The 23,259-nt window shown below is 51.6% G+C and carries 20 protein-coding genes; all 20 read left to right on the top strand.

Going from position 1 to position 23,259, the window contains the following annotated elements; genetic code table 11:
• Nucleotides 1-505 (top strand): uridine monophosphate kinase (locus ACI32D_RS08215; protein ID WP_439776092.1); only part of this gene is annotated, 505 nt, incomplete at its 5' end.
• A complete protein-coding gene (gene frr, locus ACI32D_RS08210) occupies nt 505-1,062 on the top strand; it encodes a ribosome recycling factor (RefSeq protein ID WP_050890309.1) in 558 nt (185 codons plus the stop codon). The genes ACI32D_RS08215 and frr, both read left to right, overlap by 1 nt.
• A gap of 2 nt (nt 1,063-1,064) precedes the next feature.
• Nucleotides 1,065-1,796 (top strand): isoprenyl transferase, encoded by a 732-nt coding sequence (locus ACI32D_RS08205; protein ID WP_439776091.1) that lies wholly within the window; start codon nt 1,065-1,067, stop codon nt 1,794-1,796.
• A 5-nt stretch (nt 1,797-1,801) separates the two neighbouring features.
• The gene (locus ACI32D_RS08200; RefSeq protein WP_439776090.1) at nt 1,802-2,599 is read left to right on the top strand and encodes a phosphatidate cytidylyltransferase; all 798 of its coding nucleotides are present in this window, start codon (nt 1,802-1,804) and stop codon (nt 2,597-2,599) included.
• 9 nt (nt 2,600-2,608) lie between these two features.
• Entirely contained in the window at nt 2,609-3,856 is a 1,248-nt protein-coding gene (gene rseP, locus ACI32D_RS08195) for an RIP metalloprotease RseP (RefSeq protein WP_439776089.1), read from the top strand.
• Between the two features lie 39 nt (nt 3,857-3,895).
• On the top strand, nt 3,896-5,593 hold the full coding sequence (locus ACI32D_RS08190) for a proline--tRNA ligase (protein ID WP_439776088.1): 1,698 nt from the start codon (nt 3,896-3,898) through the stop codon (nt 5,591-5,593).
• 12 nt (nt 5,594-5,605) lie between these two features.
• Nucleotides 5,606-9,943, top strand: coding sequence for a PolC-type DNA polymerase III (locus ACI32D_RS08185; RefSeq protein ID WP_439776087.1), 4,338 nt, complete (start codon nt 5,606-5,608; stop codon nt 9,941-9,943).
• Between the two features lie 109 nt (nt 9,944-10,052).
• Nucleotides 10,053-10,529: a ribosome maturation factor RimP gene (gene rimP / locus ACI32D_RS08180; protein ID WP_439776086.1), complete on the top strand. Its 477-nt coding sequence runs from the start codon at nt 10,053-10,055 to the stop codon at nt 10,527-10,529.
• A 19-nt stretch (nt 10,530-10,548) separates the two neighbouring features.
• Entirely contained in the window at nt 10,549-11,745 is a 1,197-nt protein-coding gene (gene nusA, locus ACI32D_RS08175) for a transcription termination factor NusA (protein ID WP_439776085.1), read from the top strand.
• Between the two features lie 9 nt (nt 11,746-11,754).
• Nucleotides 11,755-12,054, top strand: a complete 300-nt coding sequence (rnpM, locus tag ACI32D_RS08170) for an RNase P modulator RnpM (protein ID WP_072551267.1) — start codon at nt 11,755-11,757, stop codon at nt 12,052-12,054.
• A 26-nt stretch (nt 12,055-12,080) separates the two neighbouring features.
• Nucleotides 12,081-12,365: a L7Ae/L30e/S12e/Gadd45 family ribosomal protein gene (locus tag ACI32D_RS08165; RefSeq protein ID WP_439776084.1), complete on the top strand. Its 285-nt coding sequence runs from the start codon at nt 12,081-12,083 to the stop codon at nt 12,363-12,365.
• A gap of 4 nt (nt 12,366-12,369) precedes the next feature.
• Complete coding sequence (infB, locus tag ACI32D_RS08160) at nt 12,370-14,847, top strand: translation initiation factor IF-2 (RefSeq protein WP_439776083.1); 2,478 nt, start codon at nt 12,370-12,372, stop codon at nt 14,845-14,847.
• A 12-nt stretch (nt 14,848-14,859) separates the two neighbouring features.
• Nucleotides 14,860-15,222 carry a ribosome-binding factor A gene (locus ACI32D_RS08155; RefSeq protein WP_270447765.1) on the top strand — a complete coding sequence of 121 codons (363 nt, stop codon included), beginning with the start codon at nt 14,860-14,862 and terminating at the stop codon, nt 15,220-15,222.
• Between the two features lie 50 nt (nt 15,223-15,272).
• Entirely contained in the window at nt 15,273-16,169 is an 897-nt protein-coding gene (truB, locus tag ACI32D_RS08150; RefSeq protein ID WP_439776082.1) for a tRNA pseudouridine(55) synthase TruB, read from the top strand.
• Nucleotides 16,170-16,183: 14 nt separating this feature from the next.
• Nucleotides 16,184-17,125, top strand: coding sequence for a riboflavin biosynthesis protein RibF (gene ribF, locus ACI32D_RS08145; RefSeq protein WP_439776081.1), 942 nt, complete (start codon nt 16,184-16,186; stop codon nt 17,123-17,125).
• Between the two features lie 136 nt (nt 17,126-17,261).
• A complete protein-coding gene (hrcA, locus tag ACI32D_RS08140; protein WP_439776080.1) occupies nt 17,262-18,305 on the top strand; it encodes a heat-inducible transcriptional repressor HrcA in 1,044 nt (347 codons plus the stop codon).
• An 11-nt stretch (nt 18,306-18,316) separates the two neighbouring features.
• Nucleotides 18,317-18,934 carry a nucleotide exchange factor GrpE gene (grpE, locus tag ACI32D_RS08135; RefSeq protein WP_439776079.1) on the top strand — a complete coding sequence of 206 codons (618 nt, stop codon included), beginning with the start codon at nt 18,317-18,319 and terminating at the stop codon, nt 18,932-18,934.
• Between the two features lie 58 nt (nt 18,935-18,992).
• Nucleotides 18,993-20,837 carry a molecular chaperone DnaK gene (gene dnaK / locus ACI32D_RS08130; protein WP_439776078.1) on the top strand — a complete coding sequence of 615 codons (1,845 nt, stop codon included), beginning with the start codon at nt 18,993-18,995 and terminating at the stop codon, nt 20,835-20,837.
• An 82-nt stretch (nt 20,838-20,919) separates the two neighbouring features.
• Nucleotides 20,920-22,059 carry a molecular chaperone DnaJ gene (dnaJ, locus tag ACI32D_RS08125; protein ID WP_439776077.1) on the top strand — a complete coding sequence of 380 codons (1,140 nt, stop codon included), beginning with the start codon at nt 20,920-20,922 and terminating at the stop codon, nt 22,057-22,059.
• 121 nt (nt 22,060-22,180) lie between these two features.
• On the top strand, nt 22,181-23,259 hold a 1,079-nt coding region (gene lepA / locus ACI32D_RS08120), incomplete at its 3' end, for a translation elongation factor 4 (RefSeq protein WP_439776076.1).

Below are 23,259 nucleotides of genomic sequence, written 5' to 3'. Positions count from 1 at the left end.
CTACATGGGCATGCTGGCCACGATCATGAATGGTCTGGCCCTGCAAGATGGTCTGGAAACTGCTGGCGTGCCAACCAGACTGCAAACTTCAATCTCCATGCGGCAAGTTGCTGAACCTTACATCCGCCGGGTGGCAATCAGCCATATGGAAAAGAACCGGGTCGTTATCTTCGGCGGCGGCACTGGCAACCCATACTTCTCAACTGACACCACGGCCGCTTTGCGGGCAGCGGAAATCAACGCTGACGTGATCTTGATGGCCAAGAACGGGGTTGACGGGGTCTACACGGCTGACCCGAATCTGGATCCAAGCGCCAAGAAGTTTGCTGAACTGACCCAGCTGGACATGATCTCCAAGGGCCTGCAAGTCATGGACAGAACGGCCAGCTCCTTGTCCATGGATACCCATATTCCATTGATTGTCTTCAACGTCAACACTCCAGGCAACATCAAGCGGGTGGTTGAAGGTGAAAACATCGGGACCATTATCAGAGGTGACAAATAATGAACAACGAAACGATTGCTAAAGCCAAGAGCAATATGAACAAGTCCATCGAAGTCTACCAGAGCAATCTGGCGACTGTCCGGGCCGGGGTTGCCAACGCTTCCCTTTTGGACCGGGTGATGGTTGAATATTACGGGGTACCGACTCCGCTGGTCCAAATGGCCGGGATTACCATTCCAGAACCACGGGTTTTGATGATTACCCCTTACGACAAGACTTCTTTGAATGATATTGAACACGCCATTTTGGCCTCTGACCTGGGCCTCACTCCGGCCAATGACGGTAACGTTATCCGCCTGGTTATCCCGCAACTGACTGGGGAACGGCGGCAGGAAATTGCCAAGGAAGTTGGCAAGCTGGCTGAAGAAGCCAAGATTGCTGTCCGCAATGTCCGCCAGGAAGCCATGAAGGCTTTGAAGAAGCAAGAAAAAGACGGCGAAATCACTGAAGACGAAGAACGGCGCCTGGAAAAGGAAGTCCAGAAGGTCACTGACGAATCAACCAAGAAGATTGACCAAATGGCTGACAACAAGCGCAAGGAAATCACTCAGGGTTAATTATGGATAAGAATAAGCAGCTGAATCATTTGGCGATCATCATGGACGGCAATGGCCGCTGGGCGAAGAAGCGACACATGCCGCGCTTCATGGGCCACAAGGCCGGGATGGATAACGTTGAAAAGATTGCGCTCGCGGCAGATGAGTTGGGAATTAAAGTCCTGACTCTTTATGCTTTTTCGACGGAAAACTGGGCCCGGCCCAAGGATGAAGTCAATTATTTGATGAACCTGCCGGTCAAGTTTTTTGACAAGTTCATGCCCCGCCTGCAGGCCCACAATGTGAAGGTCAACATCATGGGCTATCTGGATGCCTTGCCGGACTCAACCAGAGAAGTTGTTGAGCGGGCCATGGCAGAAACGGCTGAAAACACTGGCCTGGTATTGAATTTTGCCTTCAATTACGGGTCAAGAAAAGAAATCGTTTCAGCCGTGCAGGCTTTGGCCAAAGAAGCCGCCGAAGGAAAAATTCAGCCTGGCGAAATTACTGAAGACATGGTATCCGCTAAGCTGATGACCGCCAAGTTCGCTCCGTACTCTGACCCGGACCTTTTGATCAGAACCTCTGGCGAGCAGAGAATCAGCAATTTCCTGCTCTGGCAGATTGCGTATTCAGAGCTTGCCTTTACGGACAAGGCCTGGCCGGACTTCGATGAAAACGACTTGGCCGAAATGGTTAAGATTTACCAGCACCGGGACCGGCGCTTTGGTAAATTAGATGAAACAGATAGTTAGGTAATATGAAACAAAGAGTAATTACAGCAGTTGTTGCTTTATTGATTTTTATCCCGGTTTTGATTGCCGGGGGCATGTGGATTGATTGGCTGGCTGCCTTTCTGGCCGCTGTCGGCATCAGTGAAGTCTTCTTGATGAAGAAGCAGATTCTGGTCTCAGTTGACTTTACCCTGGCAGCCCTGGCCACCTTGACCTGGACCGTGCCCAACTCCTTCTTCGGCTTTTTGCCAAAAAACTGGAGCAAGTGGGGCGTATTCTATGCCTTGGTAATGCTGCTCTTGACCTGGACGGTTTTGTCCAAGAACAAGACGACTTTTGATGACATCGGCGTGTACGTTCTGTCAAGTTTGTACATCGGGACTGGTTTCCATTACCTGGCAGCAATCAGAAACAGCGATCCGGCCCACGGCTTGTGGCGGCTGCTGTTTGCCTTCGTGATCGTCTGGACGACTGACACGGCTGCTTACATGGTTGGCCGCAAGTTCGGCAAGCACAAGCTCTGGCCAGTGATCAGCCCGAACAAGACCTGGGAAGGGTCAATCGGTGCCGTGATCATCGCGGTTATCGTTACCGCGATTTACGTCAACCTGGCTCCAGTTGGCGGCGACAAGACCAGCTTGATCATTGCTTCCTTCTTCCTGTCAATCGTCGGCCAGATGGGCGACCTGGTTGAATCAGCCTACAAGCGCTTCTACGGCGTCAAGGACTCCGGCAAGATCTTGCCGGGCCACGGCGGGATCCTGGACCGGTTTGACAGTACGCTTTTTGTTTTGCCAATCGTTGCCCTGATCTTTGGAATTTAGGAGGTAGCCGTGAAAAGTATTCTAGCCTTTATTATTGTTTTTGGCCTGGTGGTCTTTGTTCACGAATTTGGACACTTTTTCGTGGCGAAAAAGGCCGGTATTTTGGTGCGCGAATTTTCAATCGGCATGGGGCCAAAACTGGTTCAGTGGCGGCCCGGACAAACCACTTACACCATCCGCTGGCTGCCTTTAGGCGGCTATGTCCGCCTGGCCGGCCCCGATGAACAGAGTGAAATCGATCCTGGGACGGCTGTTGTCTTGGAACTGAATGAGGCTGGAATTGTCACGCGAATCGATGCTTCAGAATCGGACCTGCCGATTGAAGGCCGCCCCTTGCGGGTGACCAAGGCAGACCTGGTTGATGACTTGACGATTGAAGGATATGAAAACGGGGATGAGAGCCAGCTGGTGACCTACAAGGTCGACCATGACGCGACCATGATCGATGAAACGGGCACTGAGCTGCAGATTGCCCCCCGGGACGTGCAGCTGCCGGCGGCCAAGCCTTGGAAGAAGCTGGCAACCTCTTTTGCCGGACCTTTCATGAATATCGTTTTGGGCTTTGTGGTCTTGATGATTTACAGTTTTGCCTCAGTTGGCCCGGCAACGACGACTGTCGGTCAGGTAGCGGCAAACTCCCCAGCTCAGCACGTTTTGCAAAAGGGTGACCAGATCGTGGCCATCAATGGCCAGAAGATAAGTACTTTTGACCAGGTCAGCCAGGCAATCTCTTCTTCCAAGGGCAAGACCATGACTGTCAAGGTCAAGCGGAAGGGGAGCGAAAAGTCAGTCAAGCTGACGCCAAAGTACTCAAAGAAGACTAAGTCTTACCTGGTTGGTATCGTTGCCCAGGCCGACAATTCATTTTCCGCCAAGCTGAAGCGGGGCTGGGATTTGAGCTGGCAGGTGACGGGGATGATCTTCCAGGCCCTGGGCAACTTATTCAAGCACTTCAGCTTAAACAAATTGTCCGGTCCAGTCGGGATCTACTCGGAAACCTCTAAGGCAACTTCCATGGGTCTGACCTACATGTTGGCCTTTGTCGGCATGCTGTCCATCAACCTGGGGATCGTTAACTTGATTCCGATTCCCGGCCTGGATGGGGGCAAGCTTTTGCTGGAACTTATCGAGCTCCTGCGGGGCAAGCCAATTCCAGAGGAGCATGAAACAGTCGTTGACTTGATCGGGGTGGTCTTCTTGCTGATTTTGATCATCGCGGTAACGGGTAACGATATCTACCGCTACTTTATCAAATAGTCCTTAAAATAATAAATGTTTAGGAGAATTTAGTTAATTATGCGTCAATCAATCTTTTTCATGCCGACGCTGAAGGAAACTCCAGCCGACGCGGTTGCAAAGAGCCACCAAGTAATGCTGCGGGGCGGCTACATCCGGCAGGTTACGGCTGGTGTCTACTCATACCTGCCGCTGGGCTACAAGGTCTTGCGCAAGACTGAAAAGATCATTGAAGAAGAAATGGCCAATGCTGGCGTGGTTGAAATGATCATGCCGCACATGCTGCCAGCTTCAATGTGGGAAGAATCAGGCCGTTTGCCGAAGTACGGTCCGGAAATGTTCCGTTTGAAGGACCGGCATGGCCGGGAAATGTTGCTAGGGCCGACCCACGAAGAAACTTTTACTGAAGTTGTGGCTAAGAGCCTTAAGTCATACAAGCAGATGCCTTTGCATCTTTACCAGATTCAAACCAAGTTCCGGGATGAAAACCGGCCACGTTTCGGTCTTCTCCGGGGCAGAGAGTTCGTCATGCTTGACGGCTACAGCTTCGCGGCCAGCCGGGAGCAGCTGGACAAGCAGTTTGAAGATGAAAAGGCAGCTTACCTCAAGATCTTCAAGCGCACGGGCGTTGAAGTGCGGCCCGTTATTGCTGACTCCGGGACCATGGGCGGCAAGAACTCCACTGAATTCCAGGCACCTGCCGCTGTTGGCGAAGACACTATTGCCACCAACGCTTCCGGCACTTACGCCGCCAACTTGGAAATGGCGGTCAGTGTTGACACCTTCAAGCAAGAGCCTGAAGAACTGAAGGCAATGGAAAAGGTTGCTACTCCAGGCTGCGATACAATTGACAAGCTGGCTGAATTCTTGCAAGTGCCAGCAACCAGAATCGTCAAGAGCATCCTCTACATCGTTGATGAAAAGAAGAAGGTTCTGGTTTTGATCCGGGCTGACAAGGAAGTCAACGAAGTCAAGCTGACCCACCTCTTGGACTGTGACAGCTTGCGGGTTGCTGAAACTAGCGACTTGGAAGAACTGACCGGGGCTGGCAAGGGCGGCGTTGGCCCGGTAAACGCTGACTGGGCTGACGAAATCGTGGCTGACGAAACCGTTAAGGGCCTTTACAACGTGGTTGTTGGCGCGGGCGAAAGCGATGCCCAATTCATCAATGCCAACCTGGACCGGGACTTCAAGGCTGACCGCTTTGCTGACCTCCGGGTTGCCAATGAAGGCGAACCAGACCCGGTTGACCATGAACCACTGCAGTTTACTACCTCAATTGAAGTTGGTCACATCTTCAAGCTGGGGACCTACTACACGGAAACCATGGGGGCCAAGTTCCTGGACCAAAACGGCAAGTCCCAGCCAGTTATCATGGGCTCATATGGGATCGGGGTTACCCGTCTGCTTTCAGCCGTTGTTGAACAGCACGCGACTGAAAACGGGGTTGCCTGGCCAAAGGAAATCGCGCCATTCGGTATTCACATCATCCAGATGAAGATGAAGGATGAAATTCAAAGCAAGCTGGCCGAAGACCTGGAAGCCAAGTTTGCCAAGTATGACGTCCTTTATGACGACCGTAATGAACGTCCAGGCGTTAAGTTCAACGATGCTGACCTGGTTGGCGCGCCAATCAGAATTACTGTTGGCCGCGACGCTGCTGACGGGATCGTTGAAGTCAAGCGCCCAGGCGACGAGCAAGCACAAAAGCTGGCCGTTACCGATCTGGAAGACTTTATTGCCAGCGAATTAGATTAGGATTGAACTCTCGTGACTGATAAAAACCAACTTTTTCTCAAATTGTTAAAACAGGTCGGCTTCCCGGCAGGGGCAGCTGACGAAGCGGTTTTACAGGCAGGGGAGATAAAAAACGTGGATGTCTACAGAAAAGAACGTAGATGGGATATCCACGTTTTTTTTACTACTCCACTGCGTTTTGAAAGCTACAACGCCTTGAACCAGGCGATTAAGCATGAATTTAACGACTTTGTCGACACCCGTCTGTTCGTTGAAACAGCAGACGGCCAGCAGCAGTACCTGCCAGACTACTGGCACTACGCGGTTGAAAATTCAGAAGTCTTGTCCGCCAATCCAGCTGCTCAGAATTTCCTGGTCGGGCAAACGCCCCATGAGGATAGCGGCCGCTGGATCATTCCGATTAACGGGCAGCTTTTTGACAAAATGCTGGAGCAGCGGCTTTTGGACAGTTTCTCTTTAGAACTGCGCGACTATGGCTTCTTTAACGTCAAGCTTTTAACAGAAGTTGACGAACAGGGCGGGCAAAGTGACTTTGAAAGCCTGGCCCAGCTGGTGGAAGCCCATGAAAAAAACATGCAGGAAGCCTTCCAGCAGGCCCCGGCCAAGCCAAAGCCAGCTCCCCGGCCTAGCTACCAGGGCCGGCGGGGCAAGAAGGCCAGTTTTGGCCCAGGCGCCATCAGTGACAATGCTGAAATCACTCAGTTAAAAGACCTGTCAGAAGATCAACGCAGCGCCGTTGTCGAAGGCCATGTCTTCAAGGCGGAAATGCAGGAACTACGGTCGGGATCCTTTATTTTTAATGGGGAAATGACTGACTATACCGGTTCTGTCTCCTTTAAGAAATTCGTCCGTGATTCCGACAAGGAAGAAATCGAATACCTAAAGGGAATCAAGCCTGGTGTTTGGATCCGCATGCAGGGCAGCCTTAAAGATGACCAATATGCCCATGACTTGATCTTCAACATCTACAGCATGGAATTAACCGAGCACATGGGCCGGCAGGAAGCTTACCAGGGTGAAGAAAAGCACGTGGAGCTGCATGTCCACACCAACATGAGCCAGCTGGACGCGACTGCTGACGTGGCAGACATCATCAAGACAGCCAAGAAGTTCGGCCAGCCCGCCATTGCGATCACTGACCATGCCGACTTGCAGGCCCTGCCAAATGCTTTTGAAGCGGGCAAAAAGAACGGGATGAAGGTCATCATGGGCCTGGAAGCCAACATGGTCGAAGACCACGGTCTGCTGGTTTTAAACCCGGCACATATGCGGTATGAAGACCAGGAATTCGTTATTTTCGACGTTGAAACGACGGGTTTGTCTTCGGTTTACGACACGATCATTGAAATTGGGGCCGTCAAGATGAAGAATGGGGAAGTGATTGAACGCTTTGATAAATTTATCAATCCCCACCACCCTCTGTCTGAAACCACGATCAATTTGACCTCGATCACCGATGAAATGGTCCAAGCAGCTGATAACGAAGATATTGTGATCAAGCAGTTTATGGACTTTTATGGCAATGATCCGCTCTGCGGGCACAATGTCCAGTTCGACGTGGGCTTTGTCAACGCTGCCTTGAAGCGTTGCGGCTATCCAGAAATCAGCCAGCCAGTTGTCGACACTTTGGAAGTTTCCCGCCTGTTGCACCCGGAACAATCCCGCCACACCTTGGACTCGCTTTGCCGCAAGTACAATGTGGTCCTGGAACACCACCACCGGGCCAACCAGGACGCCGAGGCAACCGGCTACTTGATGTTCAAGCTTTTAGATGCCTTTAATGACAAGTACCAGGAAGACGATCTGGGCAAGATGAACGATTACAGCAACGGTGAAGGCTACAAGCGGGCCCGGCCAACCCATATTACGGTCCTGGCCCAGAATCAAAAGCCTGGCCTGCGGAATTTGTATGAACTGGTTTCCTTGGCCGGAATCAAGTACAACTTCAAGGGGCTGAGAACTCCCAAGTCAGAACTTCGCCGCTTGCACGCCGGCCTTTTGTACGGGTCTGCCTGCAGCCAGGGGGAAGTCTTCATTGCCATGATGCAGAAGGGCTATGAAGAGGCTAAAAAGAAGGCGGAATTCTACGACTTTTTGGAAATCCAGCCTCCATCAAACTATTCCAGCCTGATCGCGGATGGCTTGATCGCCGATGAAAGCCAGTTGGAAGAAATTTTGACCAACATCTATAAGCTGGGCAAGGAGCTGAATAAACCAGTCGTAGCAACCAGTGATGCTCACTATATCGACAAGCATGAAGCCATCTACCGGGACGTTTTGCTGGCCGCCCAAAGGGGCAACCCGAACCGGAACAAGCAGCACCCGGACCTGCACTTCTATACTACCCAGGAGATGCTGGATGAATTCAGTTTCATGGGTGAAGAAGTTGCTAAAGAAGTGGTCATCAGCAACCCAAACAAGATCAATGCCATGATCGATGAAGGGGTGCAGCCAGTCCAAGACGAGAGCTTCCCGCCAAAGATTCCGCATACTGCTGAGCGGGTACGCAAGCTGACCTATGACAAAGCTCATGAACTTTATGGTGACCCCTTGCCGGACAATATCCAGGCCCGGCTTGACCGGGAGCTTGATGCCATTATCGGTAACGGCTACGGGGTCGTTTACCTGATTTCCCAGATGCTGGTAGCCAAGTCAGTTAAAGACGGCTACCTGGTTGGTTCCCGGGGCTCTGTCGGTTCCAGTCTGGTCGCAACTATGATGGGAATCACGGAAATCAACCCGATGCCGCCCCATTACCGTTGCCCGAAGTGCAAGAAGTCAGAATTTTTTGAAAATGGCGAATATGCCTCAGGCTTTGACTTGCCGGATAAAAAATGTCCTGACTGCCAGGTCATGATGGTTAAAGACGGACAGAACATCCCATTTGAAACCTTCCTCGGCTTCCACGGCGACAAGGTGCCCGACATCGACTTGAACTTCTCCGGTGACTACCAGCCAGTTGCCCACAACTTCATCAGAGTTATGTTTGGGCCAAACCACTCCTTTAAAGCCGGTACGGTTGGTACCCTGGCTGATAAAAAAGCGATCGGCTATGCCAAGCACTACCAGGATGAGCACCCGGAAATCAAGATGAACAACGCGGAAGTCGACCGCCTGGCTATTGGGGTTACCGGGGTCAAGGCCACGACTGGCCAGCACCCGGCCGGGATCGTCGTTTTGCCGGATGACAAGGATATCTATGAACTGACTCCTTTGCAGTATCCATCAGATGACATTTCCAAGGAGTGGAAGACGACCCACTTCGACTTCCACCAGATCCACGACAACCTCTTGAAGTTCGACATCCTGGGCCACCAGGACCCGACCATGATCAGAATGCTGCAGGACTTGTCCGGGATTGATCCTTTGACTATTCCAACCGATGACCCCAAGGTCATGTCCCTCTTCTCCAGCCCGGAAGCTTTGGGGGTTACTCCAGAGCAGATCAATTCCAAGACCGGGACCCTGGGTCTGCCGGAATTCGGGACGCCTTTTGTCCGGGGGATGCTGGAAGAAACCAAGCCGTCAACTTTTGCCGAGCTCCTGCAGATTTCCGGCCTGTCCCACGGGACGGACGTCTGGCTGGGCAATGCTGAAGAGCTGATCAATAACGGCACTTGCAAGTTAAAGAGCGTGATCGGCTGCCGTGACAACATCATGACTGACTTGATCCACTGGGGAGTCAAGGAAGAAGTCGCCTTTTCAACCATGGAAACTGTCCGGAAGGGGAAGGGGATTTCTGATGAGAATATGGCCGTCTTAAAGGAAAACAAGAACATTCCAGACTGGTACATTCCGTCTTGTTTGAAGATCAAGTACATGTTCCCGAAGGCCCACGCGGCCGCCTATATCTTGATGGCCCTGCGGGTAGCCTGGTTCAAGGTCTACTATCCGGAGATCTACTATGCCGCCTACTTCTCAGTCAGAGCCGACAAGGTTGACCTGGAAGCCATGAGCCGAGGTAAAAATACAGTTGTCGCCTTGATCAACCGGATCAAGGAAAAGGGGACCGCGGCCACCAAGCTGGAAAAGGACCTGCAGACCTATATGGAACTGGTTAACGAAGCAATTGAGCGGGGGATCAATTTCAAGATGGTTGACATCAACGAGTCTGAAGCCACGACTTACAAGATCGTTGACAAGCACACCATCCTGGCTCCTTTTAACGCGGTTGACGGCTTAGGTGACTCCGCGGCCAAGCAGATCGTGGCTGCCCGCAGTGAAGCCCCGTTTTTGTCAAAGGAAGACTTGCAGGTACGAGGCAAGGTCTCCCAGAAGATCATGGACTTCTTTGAAAACAACAATGTCTTAGAAGGGATGCCTGACCAAAACCAACTTTCCCTCTTCTAAGAGCTTCCTATTTACAAGTGGGAAAAATTTTGTTATAATCTTTTTCAGATCGAATATGGTAAATTCGAGTGAGCAGCAATGCTCACTCTTTTTATTACGGAGGAAAATTTTGCCAAAAAACTTAACACCTATCCAAGAAGCAATCGAACCGGTCATTAGCGGTCATGACTGTGAACTTGTTGATTTGGAATATGTCAAGGAAAAGAGTCAAGACTATCTGCGAATCTACGTGGACAAGCAGCCAAACGGGATTGACATCGAAACGATTGCGGAGCTGAGTGAGTTGGTTGGAGAAAAATTGGACTCAATGCAGCCAGATCCGCTGCCAGACCCGTACATCTTGGAATTGTCCTCACCGGGCCTGGAAAGACCGATCAAGAAGGAGCAGGACTGGGAAAAGGCCAAGGGCCAGTACATCCACGTCGGCCTCTACCAAAAGTTGGAAGGCGAGAAGGTCTTTGAAGGTCATTTGCTTGACCTGGACGACCAGGAGATTAAACTGGAAATCAAGATCAAGACCCGGCGCAAGCAGCTGACTATTCCGCGCAAGCAGATCGCCAGCGCCCGTTTTGCAATCGAATTTTAGAAAGAGTGATCCAAAACTTATGTCAAAAGAAATGCTGGAAGCCTTTGACGTCTTGGAAAAGACCAAGGGCATCAAACAAGACGTTATCGTTGAAGCCATGAAGGCCGCTTTGGCCGCTGCCTACAAGAAAAACTACGGCCAGGCTGAAAATGTTGAAATCGACTTTAATGAAAAGAAGGGCGATTTCAAGGTCATGGCTTTGAAGACGGTAGTTGACGAAGTGCAAGACGACCGGGTGGAAGTCAGCTTGAAGGATGCCTTGGCCATCAACCGGGCTTACGAAGTTGGCGACACGATCAAGTTTGAAGTTACCCCAAAGAACTTCGGCCGGACCGCGGCGGCTACGGCCAAGCAGGTCGTAATGCAGCGCCTGCGTGAAGCTGAAAATGCCCACATCGTCAATGAATACTCTCAATATGAAGATGAGCTGGTTACCGGGACGGTTGAAAGAACTGACAACCGCTTCGTTTACGTCAACATCGGCAATGTTGAAGCGGTCATGGACATCAAGCGCGACACTATTCCAGGTGAACACTATAACCCACAAGACCGGGTCCGTGTCTTGGTAACTAAAGTCGGTGCTGACGGCAAGGGGGCCCAGATCCGGGTATCCCGGACTGCCCCTGACGTAGTCAAGCGGCTTTTTGAACAAGAAGTACCTGAAATCTTTGATGGCACGGTGGAAATCATGTCCATTGCCCGGGAAGCCGGCGAAAGAACCAAGATTGCCGTTAAGTCCAACGACCCGAACATTGATCCAGTCGGTACCTGTGTCGGCCCGCGCGGCAGCCGGGTGCAGAACGTGGTCAATGAACTGGGCGGGGAAAACATCGACATCGTTCAGTATGAAGAAGACCCATCTGACTACATCGCCAATGCCTTGAACCCAGCTGAAGTTATCGCTGTTCAGTTCGAAGACGAAGACGATGAAAAGAAGGCCTTCGTGATCGTGCCGGACTACCAGCTTTCCCTGGCCATCGGCAAGAAGGGGCAAAACGTCCGCCTGGCTGCCCGCTTGACTGGCTACAAGATCGACATCCGGCCAGAGTCAGAAGTCGAATTTGTTGACGAAAGCGAAGTAGAAGACGAAACTGAAGTAGCAGAAGATCAAGACCTGGGTCAAGCAGAAGCTGCAGATGAACAAGCAGAGACTGAAGCTGACGAAAGTGCAGAAGCTGAAGAAGCGGAAGACCTGGATCTTGACGAAGAAGAATAGGTGATTTCCTTGAAAAAGAGAAAAATCCCCATGCGGAAGGACTTGTTGACCGATACGATGCAGCCGAAGAAGGATCTGGTCAGAATCGTCGTTGACAAGGAAAAGAATGTTTCTGTTGATCCAAGTGGCAAGAAGCCAGGCCGCGGTGCTTATGTGTCCTTAGAGCCAGAAAAGATCGCTGCTGCCCGTAAGTCAAAGGTGCTGGAACGCAGTTTGGGCGTGAAGGTCGCCGATGAATTTTACGACGAGCTCTTCGCTTACGTGGACCACCAGAAGGCAAGAAAAGAATTATTTGGTGATCAAAAATAATTAACAATCGAGAGAAAGCCTTAAATTTGCTTGGTTTGGCAACCCGGGCCGGAAAGACGGTTTCGGGCACGGACATCGTTTTGGCCAAATTGAAGAAGGGCAAGCTTAAGTGCGTTATCATCGCGAATGATTTAGCAGAAAACAGCCGGAGCGAGATCGAAGCTGCCTTGAAGGCCCACCCAACTCCATTGCTGGACGTCTTCACGGAAGCTGAACTCAGCCAGGCTGTAGGTAAGAAACGCAAAGTTTTGGCATTAACAGATCGTGGTTTTGCGAAAGCCTTGCTGGATAAGATTAAAGAAGGAGTGTGATCTAATGACCAAGAAACAAGAAAACGAAACTTCAAAGGAATTGGGCATGGATAACAAGAAAACCAGCGGCAAGTCTGGTAAATTAAAGATTTCAGTCAGTGCTATTCGCAAGGGCGAAAAGAAGACTGAAGGCAAGAGACCAAATTCCCGCCGCCGGGCAAACAACCACTCTAACGACCACAGCAAGCGCCGCCGGCCAGCAGCCCAAGATTTGCTGAAGGATCTCAAGCAAAAGCAGCGAGCTGATGAAGTCCGCCTGGACCAGGAAAGCAAGGCTGCCAAGCAGGAATACAAGAAGTCTTTAAGCAAGGCTGCTGCCAGCGAAAGCAAGCCGGTTGTGAGGAAGGTCGAAAGTGCCGACAAGGCAGCTGAAACTGCAACTGAAGCACCAAAGGTCCGCGGGCCAAAGATCTTGAAGCCATCCCCAGCTCGCCTTAAGCAAAACCAGGCAAGCAGTGAAAAGCCCGCTGCCAAGTCTTCATCTTCTCGCCGGCCAAGTTCCCGGCCAAGCTTTACTGAAGCGCCAATGCCTGAAAACAAGGATAACCGCCGCAGAAACAGCGGCAAGCCTGGCCGCAAGGGGCAAAATGCCTATGCTGACCAAGGCCGTGGCGCAAACAGCGACCGCAGCGAACGGCGCAAGCGCAAGAACAAGAAGCACCAAAACGCGCCACAAGTCAAGAAGCAGGTTACCCAAAGAAAGGATCGTCCGCTTCCAGAAAGCTTTGAATACGAAGTCGGCATGAACGCGCAAGACCTGGGCAAGATCCTCCACCGGGAACCAGCTGAAATCGTGAAGAAGCTCTTCATGCTGGGGATCATGACCAACCAGAACCAGTCTCTGGACAAGGATACGATCGAACTCCTGGCTGCTGACTACGGTATTGAAGCCGTGGAAAAGGTCCACGAAGACATTTCCGACATCGACAACATTTTTGCCCAGGAAATGGAAGAGTCCAAGAACTCTGAAAACCAGGTTGTCCGTCCGCCAGTCGTAACCATCATGGGTCACGTCGACCACGGTAAGACTACCTTGCTGGACCGCCTGCGCCACACCCGGGTTTCTGAACACGAAGCCGGCGGGATCACCCAGAACATCGGTGCCTACCAGGTCCGGATCAACGACCGTTTGATCACCTTCCTGGACACCCCAGGTCACGCGGCCTTCTCAAGCATGCGGGCCCGCGGGGCGGAAATCACCGACATCGTCGTTTTGATCGTTGCCGCTGACGACGGGGTTATGCCGCAGACCATCGAAGCCATCGACCACGCCAAGAGCGCGGGCGTGCCAATTATTGTGGCCATCAACAAGATGGACCGGCCAGGCGCCAACCCTGCCCACGTTACTGAACAGCTGATGCAGTATGAACTGATTCCAGAAAACTATGGTGGTTCAACCATCTTCGTCAACATCTCAGCTAAGACCGGGATGGGGATTGACGAACTTTTGGAAAACATCATCTTGGAAGCCGACATGCTGGAACTGAAGGCTGACCCGAAGCAAAAGGCGATCGGTACGGTTGTCGAAGCTCGTTTGTCCCGGGGCAAGGGTCCAGTTGCCGACGTCTTGATCCAGCAGGGTACCCTGCGGATTGGTGATCCAATCGTTGTCGGTGACACCTTCGGCCGTGTCCGGACCATGACCAACGACAAGGGCCACCAGGTCAAGAAGGCTACGCCATCAATGCCTGTTGAAATTACTGGTTTGAATGACGTGCCGGAATCAGCCGACAAGCTGGTTGTCTTTGATGATGAAAAGACTGCCCGCGCGGTTGGTGAAGCCCGGGCCCAGCAGTCCCTGCAAAAGCAGCGTGAAAACGTTCAGCACGTTACTCTGGACAACCTCTTTGACACGATGAAGCGGGAAAGCATGAAGTCTGTCGACATCGTTTTGAAGGCTGACGTGCAAGGGTCTGCTGAAGCCTTGGCCCAATCCTTCCAAAAGATCGACGTTGAAGGCGTCCGGGTCAACATCATCCACTCCGGCGTCGGGGCCATCAATGAAAGTGACGTTACCCTGGCCAGCGCTTCAAACGCCTTGATTATCGGTTTTAATGTCCGGCCAACGGCTACGGCCAAGAGCCAGGCTGCTCAAGAAGGCGTCGACATCCGCCTTTACAGCATCATCTACAAGGCTATCGATGACGTTAAGGCCGCTATGCAAGGGATGCTGGAACCAACTTACGAAGAAAAGGTTATTGGTAACCTTACTGTCCGCGAAACCTGGAAGGTATCCAAGATCGGGACCATCGCTGGTGCCTTTGTCGACAACGGCTACGTTACTAGAGAATCAGGCATCCGGGTTATCAGAGACGGCGTGGTCAAGTACGACGGCAAGGTTGCCTCACTGCGCCGGTTCAAGGATGACGTCAAAGAAGTCAAGGCAGGCTTTGACTGTGGTTTGACCATTGAAAACTTCAACGACATCAAGGAAGGCGACGAACTGGAAGCCTACGAAATGCAGGAAGTTAAGCCAGGTTAACAGGAGGCTGAAATGAAGCACAGAAAAGGACGGGTTGAAGGAGAAATCCTGCGGGAACTGACCAAGATCATCCGCAAGAACATCCGCGATCCCCGGGTCAGCGACGTGACTTTTACCGCCGTGGAGTGCAGCAATGACTTTTCATACGCGACTGTCTACTACAGTCTGCTGACTGAAGATGAACAGGCGCAAAAAGAAGCGGAAGCCGGCTTGGAAAAGGCTAAGGGAACCATGCGGCACTTGCTCGGCCAGAGCTTGACCATGTACAAGGTTCCAGAATTGATTTTCAAGCGGGACCAGTCCGTGATCTACGGCAGCAAGATCGACCGTTTGCTTGCTGACTTGAAGAAGCAGGAACAAGATCGCCAAAACTAGCAAAAAGCGCCTTCGGGCGCTTTTTTGCGTATAAAGAAGAGGAGAAAAAGATGTTCAACGGAATTATCGTAATCGATAAGGCAGCGGGCATGACCAGCGGGGACGTGGTTTATAAGCTGCGTCGGCTCTTAAAGCAAAAGAAGATCGGCCATGCCGGAACCCTGGACCCGGAAGTCACCGGCGTTTTGCCTATTGCTCTGGGTCAGGCAACAAAATTGATTGAGCTGATGCATGAGCGGCCAAAAGCTTATGTTGGTGAAGGGATGCTGGGCCTGGCAACTGATTCTTACGACCTGGAAGGGAAGGTTTTGGCGGAGAAAGCCCTGACTGAGCCGGTCAGTGACCAGGCCATCAAAGAGGCCATGCAGTCTTTGACTGGGGAAATCGTCCAGCAGCCGCCAATTTATTCCGCGGTCAGAGTCAATGGCAAGCGGCTCTACGAATATGCCAGAGAAGGGATTCCGGTTGAGCGGCCCAAGCGGTCTGTCCAGGTTTTTCGCTATGACTTGACGCGGCCAAGCCAGTTTGACCCAGAAAAAGGCCGGCAGACTTTTTCTTATGAAGTTGAATGTTCTAAGGGGACCTATGTCCGCAGCCTGGTCAACGACCTGGGCGATAAATTGGGCTTGCCGGCAGTGATGACCAAATTGCGGCGGACGGCCAGTTCTGGCTACAAACTGCAGGACGCGGTCACTTTGGAAGAACTGGCGGAGAATTTGGACCATGCTGAAGATTATATTCAGCCAATCGACAGCTTTTTTGCTGACTACCCGCAATTTGAATTAGACGATGCCTTATGGCAGCAGGTGAAAAACGGGGCCTGGATCAAACTCCCTCTTGATGCAGGCAAGGTCGCTTTGCGGTATAATGAAAAGGTTAAAGCGATTTACCGGGCCAAGGGACAAGGTCTCTACTGCCCGGACCTAATGCTTTTAAGTAATGAGTAATTGAGGGATTAAGTTTGAAAGTAATAAATCTAAGCTATCCGTTCAAGAAAGAACTGACGGCCGGCAAGGTTGTCCTGGCCCTGGGCTTTTTTGACGGAGTTCATATCGGCCACCAGAAGTTGATCAAGGAAGCCCGGATAATTGCAGATGAGAAGGATCTGCCATTGATGGTGCTGACCTTTGACCGCCATCCCAAGGAGGTCTATGCCGGGGTCAAGAACTTTGAGTACTTGAATACTCCGGAGGAAAAGGCCTACGAAATGTCCAAGATCGGGGTCGACTACCTGGTGATTCTCAAGTTCACTCCGGAATTCAGCCACCTGGCTCCCCAGGCCTTCGTTGATGAGATCATCATGGGCCTTAAAGCTGATACGGTTGTTGCCGGCTTTGACTACAGCTATGGCCCGAAGGACGTGGCCAACATGGAAAATCTGCCGGTCTTTGCCAAGGGCCGCTTTGACATCAAGGTGGTGCCAAAGCAGATTTTTGCCGGGGAAAAAATTGGCTCAACCGAAATCCGTAAGGCTATTAAAAGCGGCAATCTCCGCTTGGCTACAGAATTGTTGGGTCACCCGTATCTAACTAGCGGCAAAGTCGTCCACGGCTTCAGAAACGGCCACAAGCTAGGCTTTCCAACCGCGAATCTGGAATTGGCCTGGCCAAAAGTGTTGCCGAAAATCGGCGTCTACGCGACCATGACCCAGGTGGGGGACAGCTGGTACCAGTCGATGACCAGCGTCGGCTACAATGTCACTTTCAATGATGAGAAGAAGATTTACATCGAATCCAACATCTTTGATTTTGACCAGGACATCTATGGCGAGCGGATTACCATTGCCTGGTACAAGTACCTGCGCGGGGAAGAAAAGTTTGCCGACATGGAAGCTTTAAGCGAGCAGCTGAAGCTGGACCAGGTTGCCAGTGAAAACTATTTTAGTTCACTGATTGATCAGTAATGAAAACGGTCTTTTCAAAGAGACCGTTTTTTTGCGGGATTTTTTTAGCATTCTCCTTGACTAACTGCTAATTTCTTGTTAATCTATACCATGTTAGCACATGAAAGATGTGAGTGCTAAAAGTGAGGGCGATGTTATGTTGACCGAACGTCAAGAACTTATTCTCAAGACAATTATTCAGGACTTCACCAAGACGCATGAGCCGGTCGGCTCAAAGACAGTCATGAATCAATTGCCGATTAAAGTGTCCAGCGCAACTATCCGCAATGAGATGGCGGTCCTGGAAGAGCATGGCTTGATTGAAAAGACCCACTCCTCCAGCGGCCGGGTGCCATCGACTGAGGGTTACCGCTACTACCTGGACAATTTGGTGCAGCCGCTGCAGCTGCCGGAAGAAATTTACAATCAAATTGGCTACCAGTTTGACCAGCCGTTCAACCAAGTGGACGAGATCGTCAAGGAAGCTGCCAAGATCCTGTCGGACTTGACTGACTACACGGCCTTCGCTGAAGGCCCGGAAGTCAAGAATGTCAGCATTACGGGCTTCAGAATCGTGCCCCTGGCACCCCGGCAGGTCATGGCAATTCTGGTAACCAGCGATGGCAGTGTCAAGAACCAGCTTTACACTTTGCCGCGGCACATCTCAGGGGATGAAATTGAACAAGCTGTCCGCTTGATCAACGACCAGCTGGTCGGCAAGAATTTAAGCGAAATCAACAAGCAGACCTTTGAGCAATTGTCCAGCTCTAATATCGTCGGTAAGAATGCTCCGGAATTTCTGGAGCTTCTGGAAGCCGTCATTAAAGACGCGGCAAGTGAGCAGCTGTACGTTGACGGTCAGCTGAACCTGCTCAATAATACAGAAAACAGCGATTTAAAAGACATCAAGTCGCTTTATGAACTGATCAATTCCAGCTCTTTAGCTGATGAACTGATCGATCTGAGTGACAGTCCCGGCCATTATCCAGTTCATGTCCGCTTAGGGACGGAATTGCAAAACGACCTGCTGAAGGATTTCAGCCTGGTGACGGCTGAATACAGCGTCGGCCGCTATGGCCGGGGAACGATCGCCCTGCTGGGGCCGAGAAATATGCCTTACTCGGAAATGATTGGCTTGATGGAATACTTCCGCCAGGAACTGGCCCGCAAGTTGTTAGATTACTATGGCAGATTTAAATAAGGAGGTTTGTCGTGAGCAAAGAAGAATTTCCAAGTGAGAAGGATTTGCCGCAAGAAGACCAGGAAAAGCAAGCCAAGCCAGCTGAAGCTGACAAGGCAGGCGTAAATGAAGACAAAAAGGTAAGTGGCGACAAGGAAAAGGCAGCCAAGGCAGCTGATTCAGAACTGGACCAGCTCAAGGCTGAAGTTGCCGCTTTGACCCAGAAGAACAAGGACCTGGAAGACAAGTACTTAAGAAGCGAAGCTGAGATTCAAAATGCCCAGCGCCGCTACAGCAAGGAAAGAGCCAACCTGGTCAAGTATGAGTCCCAGCGCTTGGGCAAGGATATCCTGGCCAGCGTGGACAACTTGGAAAGAGCCCTCCAGGTCAAGGCCGACGACGAGGCTTCCAGCCAGCTGAAGAAGGGGATCGAAATGACCCTGGAAGGCCTGGTCAGAGCCTTGAAGGATAACGGCATTGAAGAAATCAAGGCTGACGGTGAAAAGTTTGATCCGACATTGCACCAGGCGGTCCAAAGCGTACCGGCTGAAAATGATGATCAAAAAGACCATGTCGTCCAGGTCCTGCAAAAGGGCTACGTCTACAAGGACCGGACCCTGCGGCCAGCCATGGTTGTGGTTGCCCAGTAAGGCAATTTTTTAACAAAGCAATAAACAAGCAAAAATAATACAAAGGAGATAAAAGACAATGTCTAAAGTTATTGGGATTGACTTAGGTACCACCAACTCAGCAGTTGCGGTTTTGGAAGGCAAGGAACCAAAGATTATTACCAACCCGGAAGGCGCCAGAACTACCCCTTCAGTAGTTGCCTTCAAGGACGGCGAAATTCAAGTCGGTGAAGTTGCCAAGCGGCAAGCCATCACCAACCCGAATACTATTGTTTCCATCAAGCGGCACATGGGCGAAAGTGACTACAAGGTCAAGGTTGGCGACAAGGCTTACACCCCACAGGAAATTTCAGCCATGATCTTGCAATACATCAAGAAGTTCTCAGAAGACTACCTTGGTGAACCTGTAACTGACGCGGTTATTACTGTTCCAGCCTACTTCAACGACGCACAACGGCAAGCAACTAAGGATGCCGGCAAGATCGCGGGCTTGAACGTGCAACGGATCATCAACGAACCAACTGCTTCAGCTTTGGCCTACGGCTTGGACAAGGATGAAGACGACGAAACTGTTTTGGTTTACGACCTTGGTGGTGGTACTTTCGACGTTTCCGTTTTGCAATTGGGCGATGGCGTCTTCCAAGTTCTGTCAACCAACGGTGACACTCACCTGGGTGGGGACGACTTCGACAACAAGATCATCGACTGGCTGGTTGACGGCTTCAAGCAAGAAAACGGCGTTGACCTGTCCAAGGACAAGATGGCAATGCAGCGTTTGAAGGACGCGGCTGAAAAGGCCAAGAAGGACTTGTCAGGCGTATCTTCAACCCACATTTCTCTTCCATTCATCTCCGCTGGTGAAGCAGGTCCTCTGCACCTGGAAGCAGACCTTACCCGGGCTAAGTTCAACGAACTGACTGATGACTTAGTGCAAAGAACCAAGATCCCATTTGACAACGCCCTGCGTGACGCTGGCCTGTCAGTTGGCGACATCGACAAGGTCATCTTGAACGGTGGTTCAACCCGTATTCCAGCTGTCCAAGAAGCCGTAAAGAAGTGGGCTGGCAAGGAACCAGACCACTCAATCAACCCAGACGAAGCCGTTGCTTTGGGTGCCGCAATCCAAGGCGGGGTTATCTCCGGGGACGTTAAGGACATCGTTTTGCTTGACGTTACTCCGCTTTCCCTGGGTATTGAAACCATGGGCGGGGTCTTCACCAAGCTGATCGACAGAAACACCACGATCCCAACTTCCAAGAGCCAGATTTTCTCAACTGCCGCTGACAACCAGCCAGCCGTTGACATCCACGTTCTGCAAGGTGAACGGCCAATGGCAGCTGACAACAAGACTTTGGGCCGCTTCGAACTGACTGACATTCCAGCTGCTCCACGTGGCGTGCCACAAATCCAAGTTACCTTCGACATCGACAAGAACGGTATCGTTAATGTTTCTGCCAAGGACATGGGGACTGGCAAGGAACAAAAGATCACCATCCAATCAGCTTCAGGTCTGTCAGACGAAGAAATCGAGAGAATGAAGAAGGAAGCTGAAGAACACGCTGACGAAGACGCGAAGAAGAAGGAAGAAGTCGACCTCAGAAACGAAGTTGACGGCTTGATCTTCCAAACCGAAAAGACTTTGAAGGAAGTTGACGGCAAGCTCGCAGACAGCGACGTTCAACCAGTCAAGGATGCCCTGGAAGACTTGAAGAAGGCTCAAAAGGACAACAACCTGGACGAAATGAAGGAAAAGAAGGACGCTTTGAGCAAGGTTGCCCAAGACCTGGCTGTCAAGCTCTACCAGCAAAACGCCCAAAACCAGCAAGGCCAAGGCGGTCAAGCAGGCCCAACTGACAATGGCTCAAATGGCGCAAGCGGCGACACTGTTGACGGCGACTTCACCAAGGTAGACCCAGACAAGTAAAGCGACTATAATTAAACAAAAGGAGAAGAACTGCTTGATGTAGTTCTTTTCTTTTGTTAGTAAAAGGAGCAGTAATAAACAGATGGCAGCAAACCGTGACTATTATGACGTCTTAGGCGTGAGCCGGGATGCCAGTGACGCAGAAATCAGCAAGGCCTACCGGAAGTTGGCCAAGAAATATCACCCGGACTTGAACCACGAAGCAGGGGCAGAAGAAAAGTACAAGGAAGTCAATGAAGCTTACGAAGTGCTTCATGACCCACAAAAGCGGCAGCAGTATGACCAATTTGGCCAGGCTGGCATGAACGGCCAGGGCGGCTTTGGCGGCCAGTACGGTGGTCAGGGCTTTGGCGGAGCTGATTTTAGTGACTTTGGTGACATCTTCAACAGCTTCTTTGGTGGCGGCGCCCGCCAGCAGGTAGACCCGACCGCTCCGCAGCGGGGGGCTGATTTAGACTACACGATGACGATCGACTTTATGGACGCCATCAAGGGCAAGACCAGTGAAATCAGCTACAGCCGGTCAACCACCTGTGAAGTCTGCCATGGTTCTGGGGCTGAAAAGGGGACCCACCCAATCACCTGCGACAAGTGCGGCGGCAGCGGCATGATGACTATTACGCAAAGAAGCGTTTTGGGCATGATCCAGCGGCAGACGACCTGTGACAAGTGCGCGGGCAGTGGGGTCATCATTCAGCATCCATGCCAAAACTGCCACGGCAAGGGGGTCAAGACCCAGAAGCAGACCCTGCAGGTCAAGGTGCCAGCGGGCATCGACAACGGCCAGCAGATCCGCCTGGCCGGCCAAGGCGAAGCCGGCAAGAACGGCGGCCCTTACGGGGACCTCTACATCGTCTTCCGGGTGCGGCCAAGCAAGGACTTCACCAGACGTGGCCAGACCATCTATACGACCGTGCCGATTTCCTTTGCCCAGGCAACCTTGGGTGACGAAATCAACGTCAAGACGGTTTACGGCGACACGAAACTGAAGATTCCGGCCGGCACCCAGCCGAACCAGAAGTTTACTTTAAAGGACAAGGGTGTTCCGAGCCTGCGCGGCGGCAGTACTGGCGACCAGGTAACCACGGTTGAAATCGTGATTCCGAAGTCCATCAATGAGGCCCAGCGCAAGGCCTTGCTGGAATTCGTCAAGGCCAGCGGCGGCTCCATTGCTCCGCAGGAAAAAGGCTTCTTTGAACGCTTGAAGGAGAAGCTGAGCTAATTTTTTAAAGCAATTTAAGGAGGCAGTCTGAGAGGACTGCCTTTTTGATGACTGGGAAAAGACAAACGGGCCAATTTCGGGTATAATTGTTTAGTACTTTAGTAAGGATGCGAGAAAATATATGGACTTAGAAAAATTAAAAGACTACCAAAAGCACATCCGCAATTTTTCAATCGTGGCCCACGTTGACCACGGCAAATCAACGATTGCCGACCGGATTTTGGAACTGACGGACACGGTTTCCAAGCGGCAACTGAAAAATCAAATGCTGGATGACATGCCCCTTGAACGCCAGCGGGGGATCACCATCAAGATGAACTCGGTGCAGGTCAAGTACCACGCCAATGACGGGGAAGACTACATTTTCCACTTGATTGACACCCCAGGTCACGTCGACTTCTCCTATGAAGTTTCCCGGTCCCTGGCCGCCTGTGAAGGGGCTGTCCTGGTCGTTGACGCTTCCCAGGGTGTCCAGGCCCAGACCCTGTCAAACACTTACCTGGCTCTGGAAAACGACTTGGAAATCCTGCCTGTTTTAAACAAGATCGACCTGCCTAGTGCCGACCCGGACATGGCAAAGGGCGAAATCGCTGACATGCTGGGCTTAGACGCCAGCGACGCCGTAGAAGTTTCCGGCAAGACCGGGGCAGGGATTCCGGAACTTTTGGAAAGAATCGTGACCGACATCCCAGCTCCGACCGGGGACTTGACCAAGCCCCTCAAGGCCTTGATCTTTGACTCCAAGTACGATGACTACCGGGGGGTGGTCATGTCAGTTAGAATCGAAGAAGGTACGGTCAAGCCGGGTGACGAAATCATGATCATGAACACCGGCAAGAAGTACGAAGTAACTGAAGTGGGCGTCTCCAGCCCCCACCCGGTTAAAGAAGACATCTTGATCGCCGGGGACGTTGGCTACATCACCGCCAACATCAAGTCCGTCCGGGAAACCCGGGTCGGGGACACGATCACCAGCGCTGAAAATCCAACGGCAGAAGCCCTGCCAGGCTACCGGCAGATCCCGCCAATGGTTTACTCTGGTATGTACCCAACTGACAACCGGGATTATGATGACTTGAAGGAAGCCCTGCAGAAGTTGCAGCTTAACGATGCTTCTTTGGAATTTGAGCCGGAAACTTCCCAGGCCCTGGGCTTTGGCTTCCGCTGCGGCTTTTTGGGCCTTTTGCACATGGACGTCGT

The organism is Lactobacillus sp. (genome assembly GCF_051873315.1).
Classification (GTDB): Bacteria; Bacillota; Bacilli; order Lactobacillales; family Lactobacillaceae; genus Lactobacillus.
This window is presented reverse-complemented; position numbering and strand designations above follow the sequence as displayed.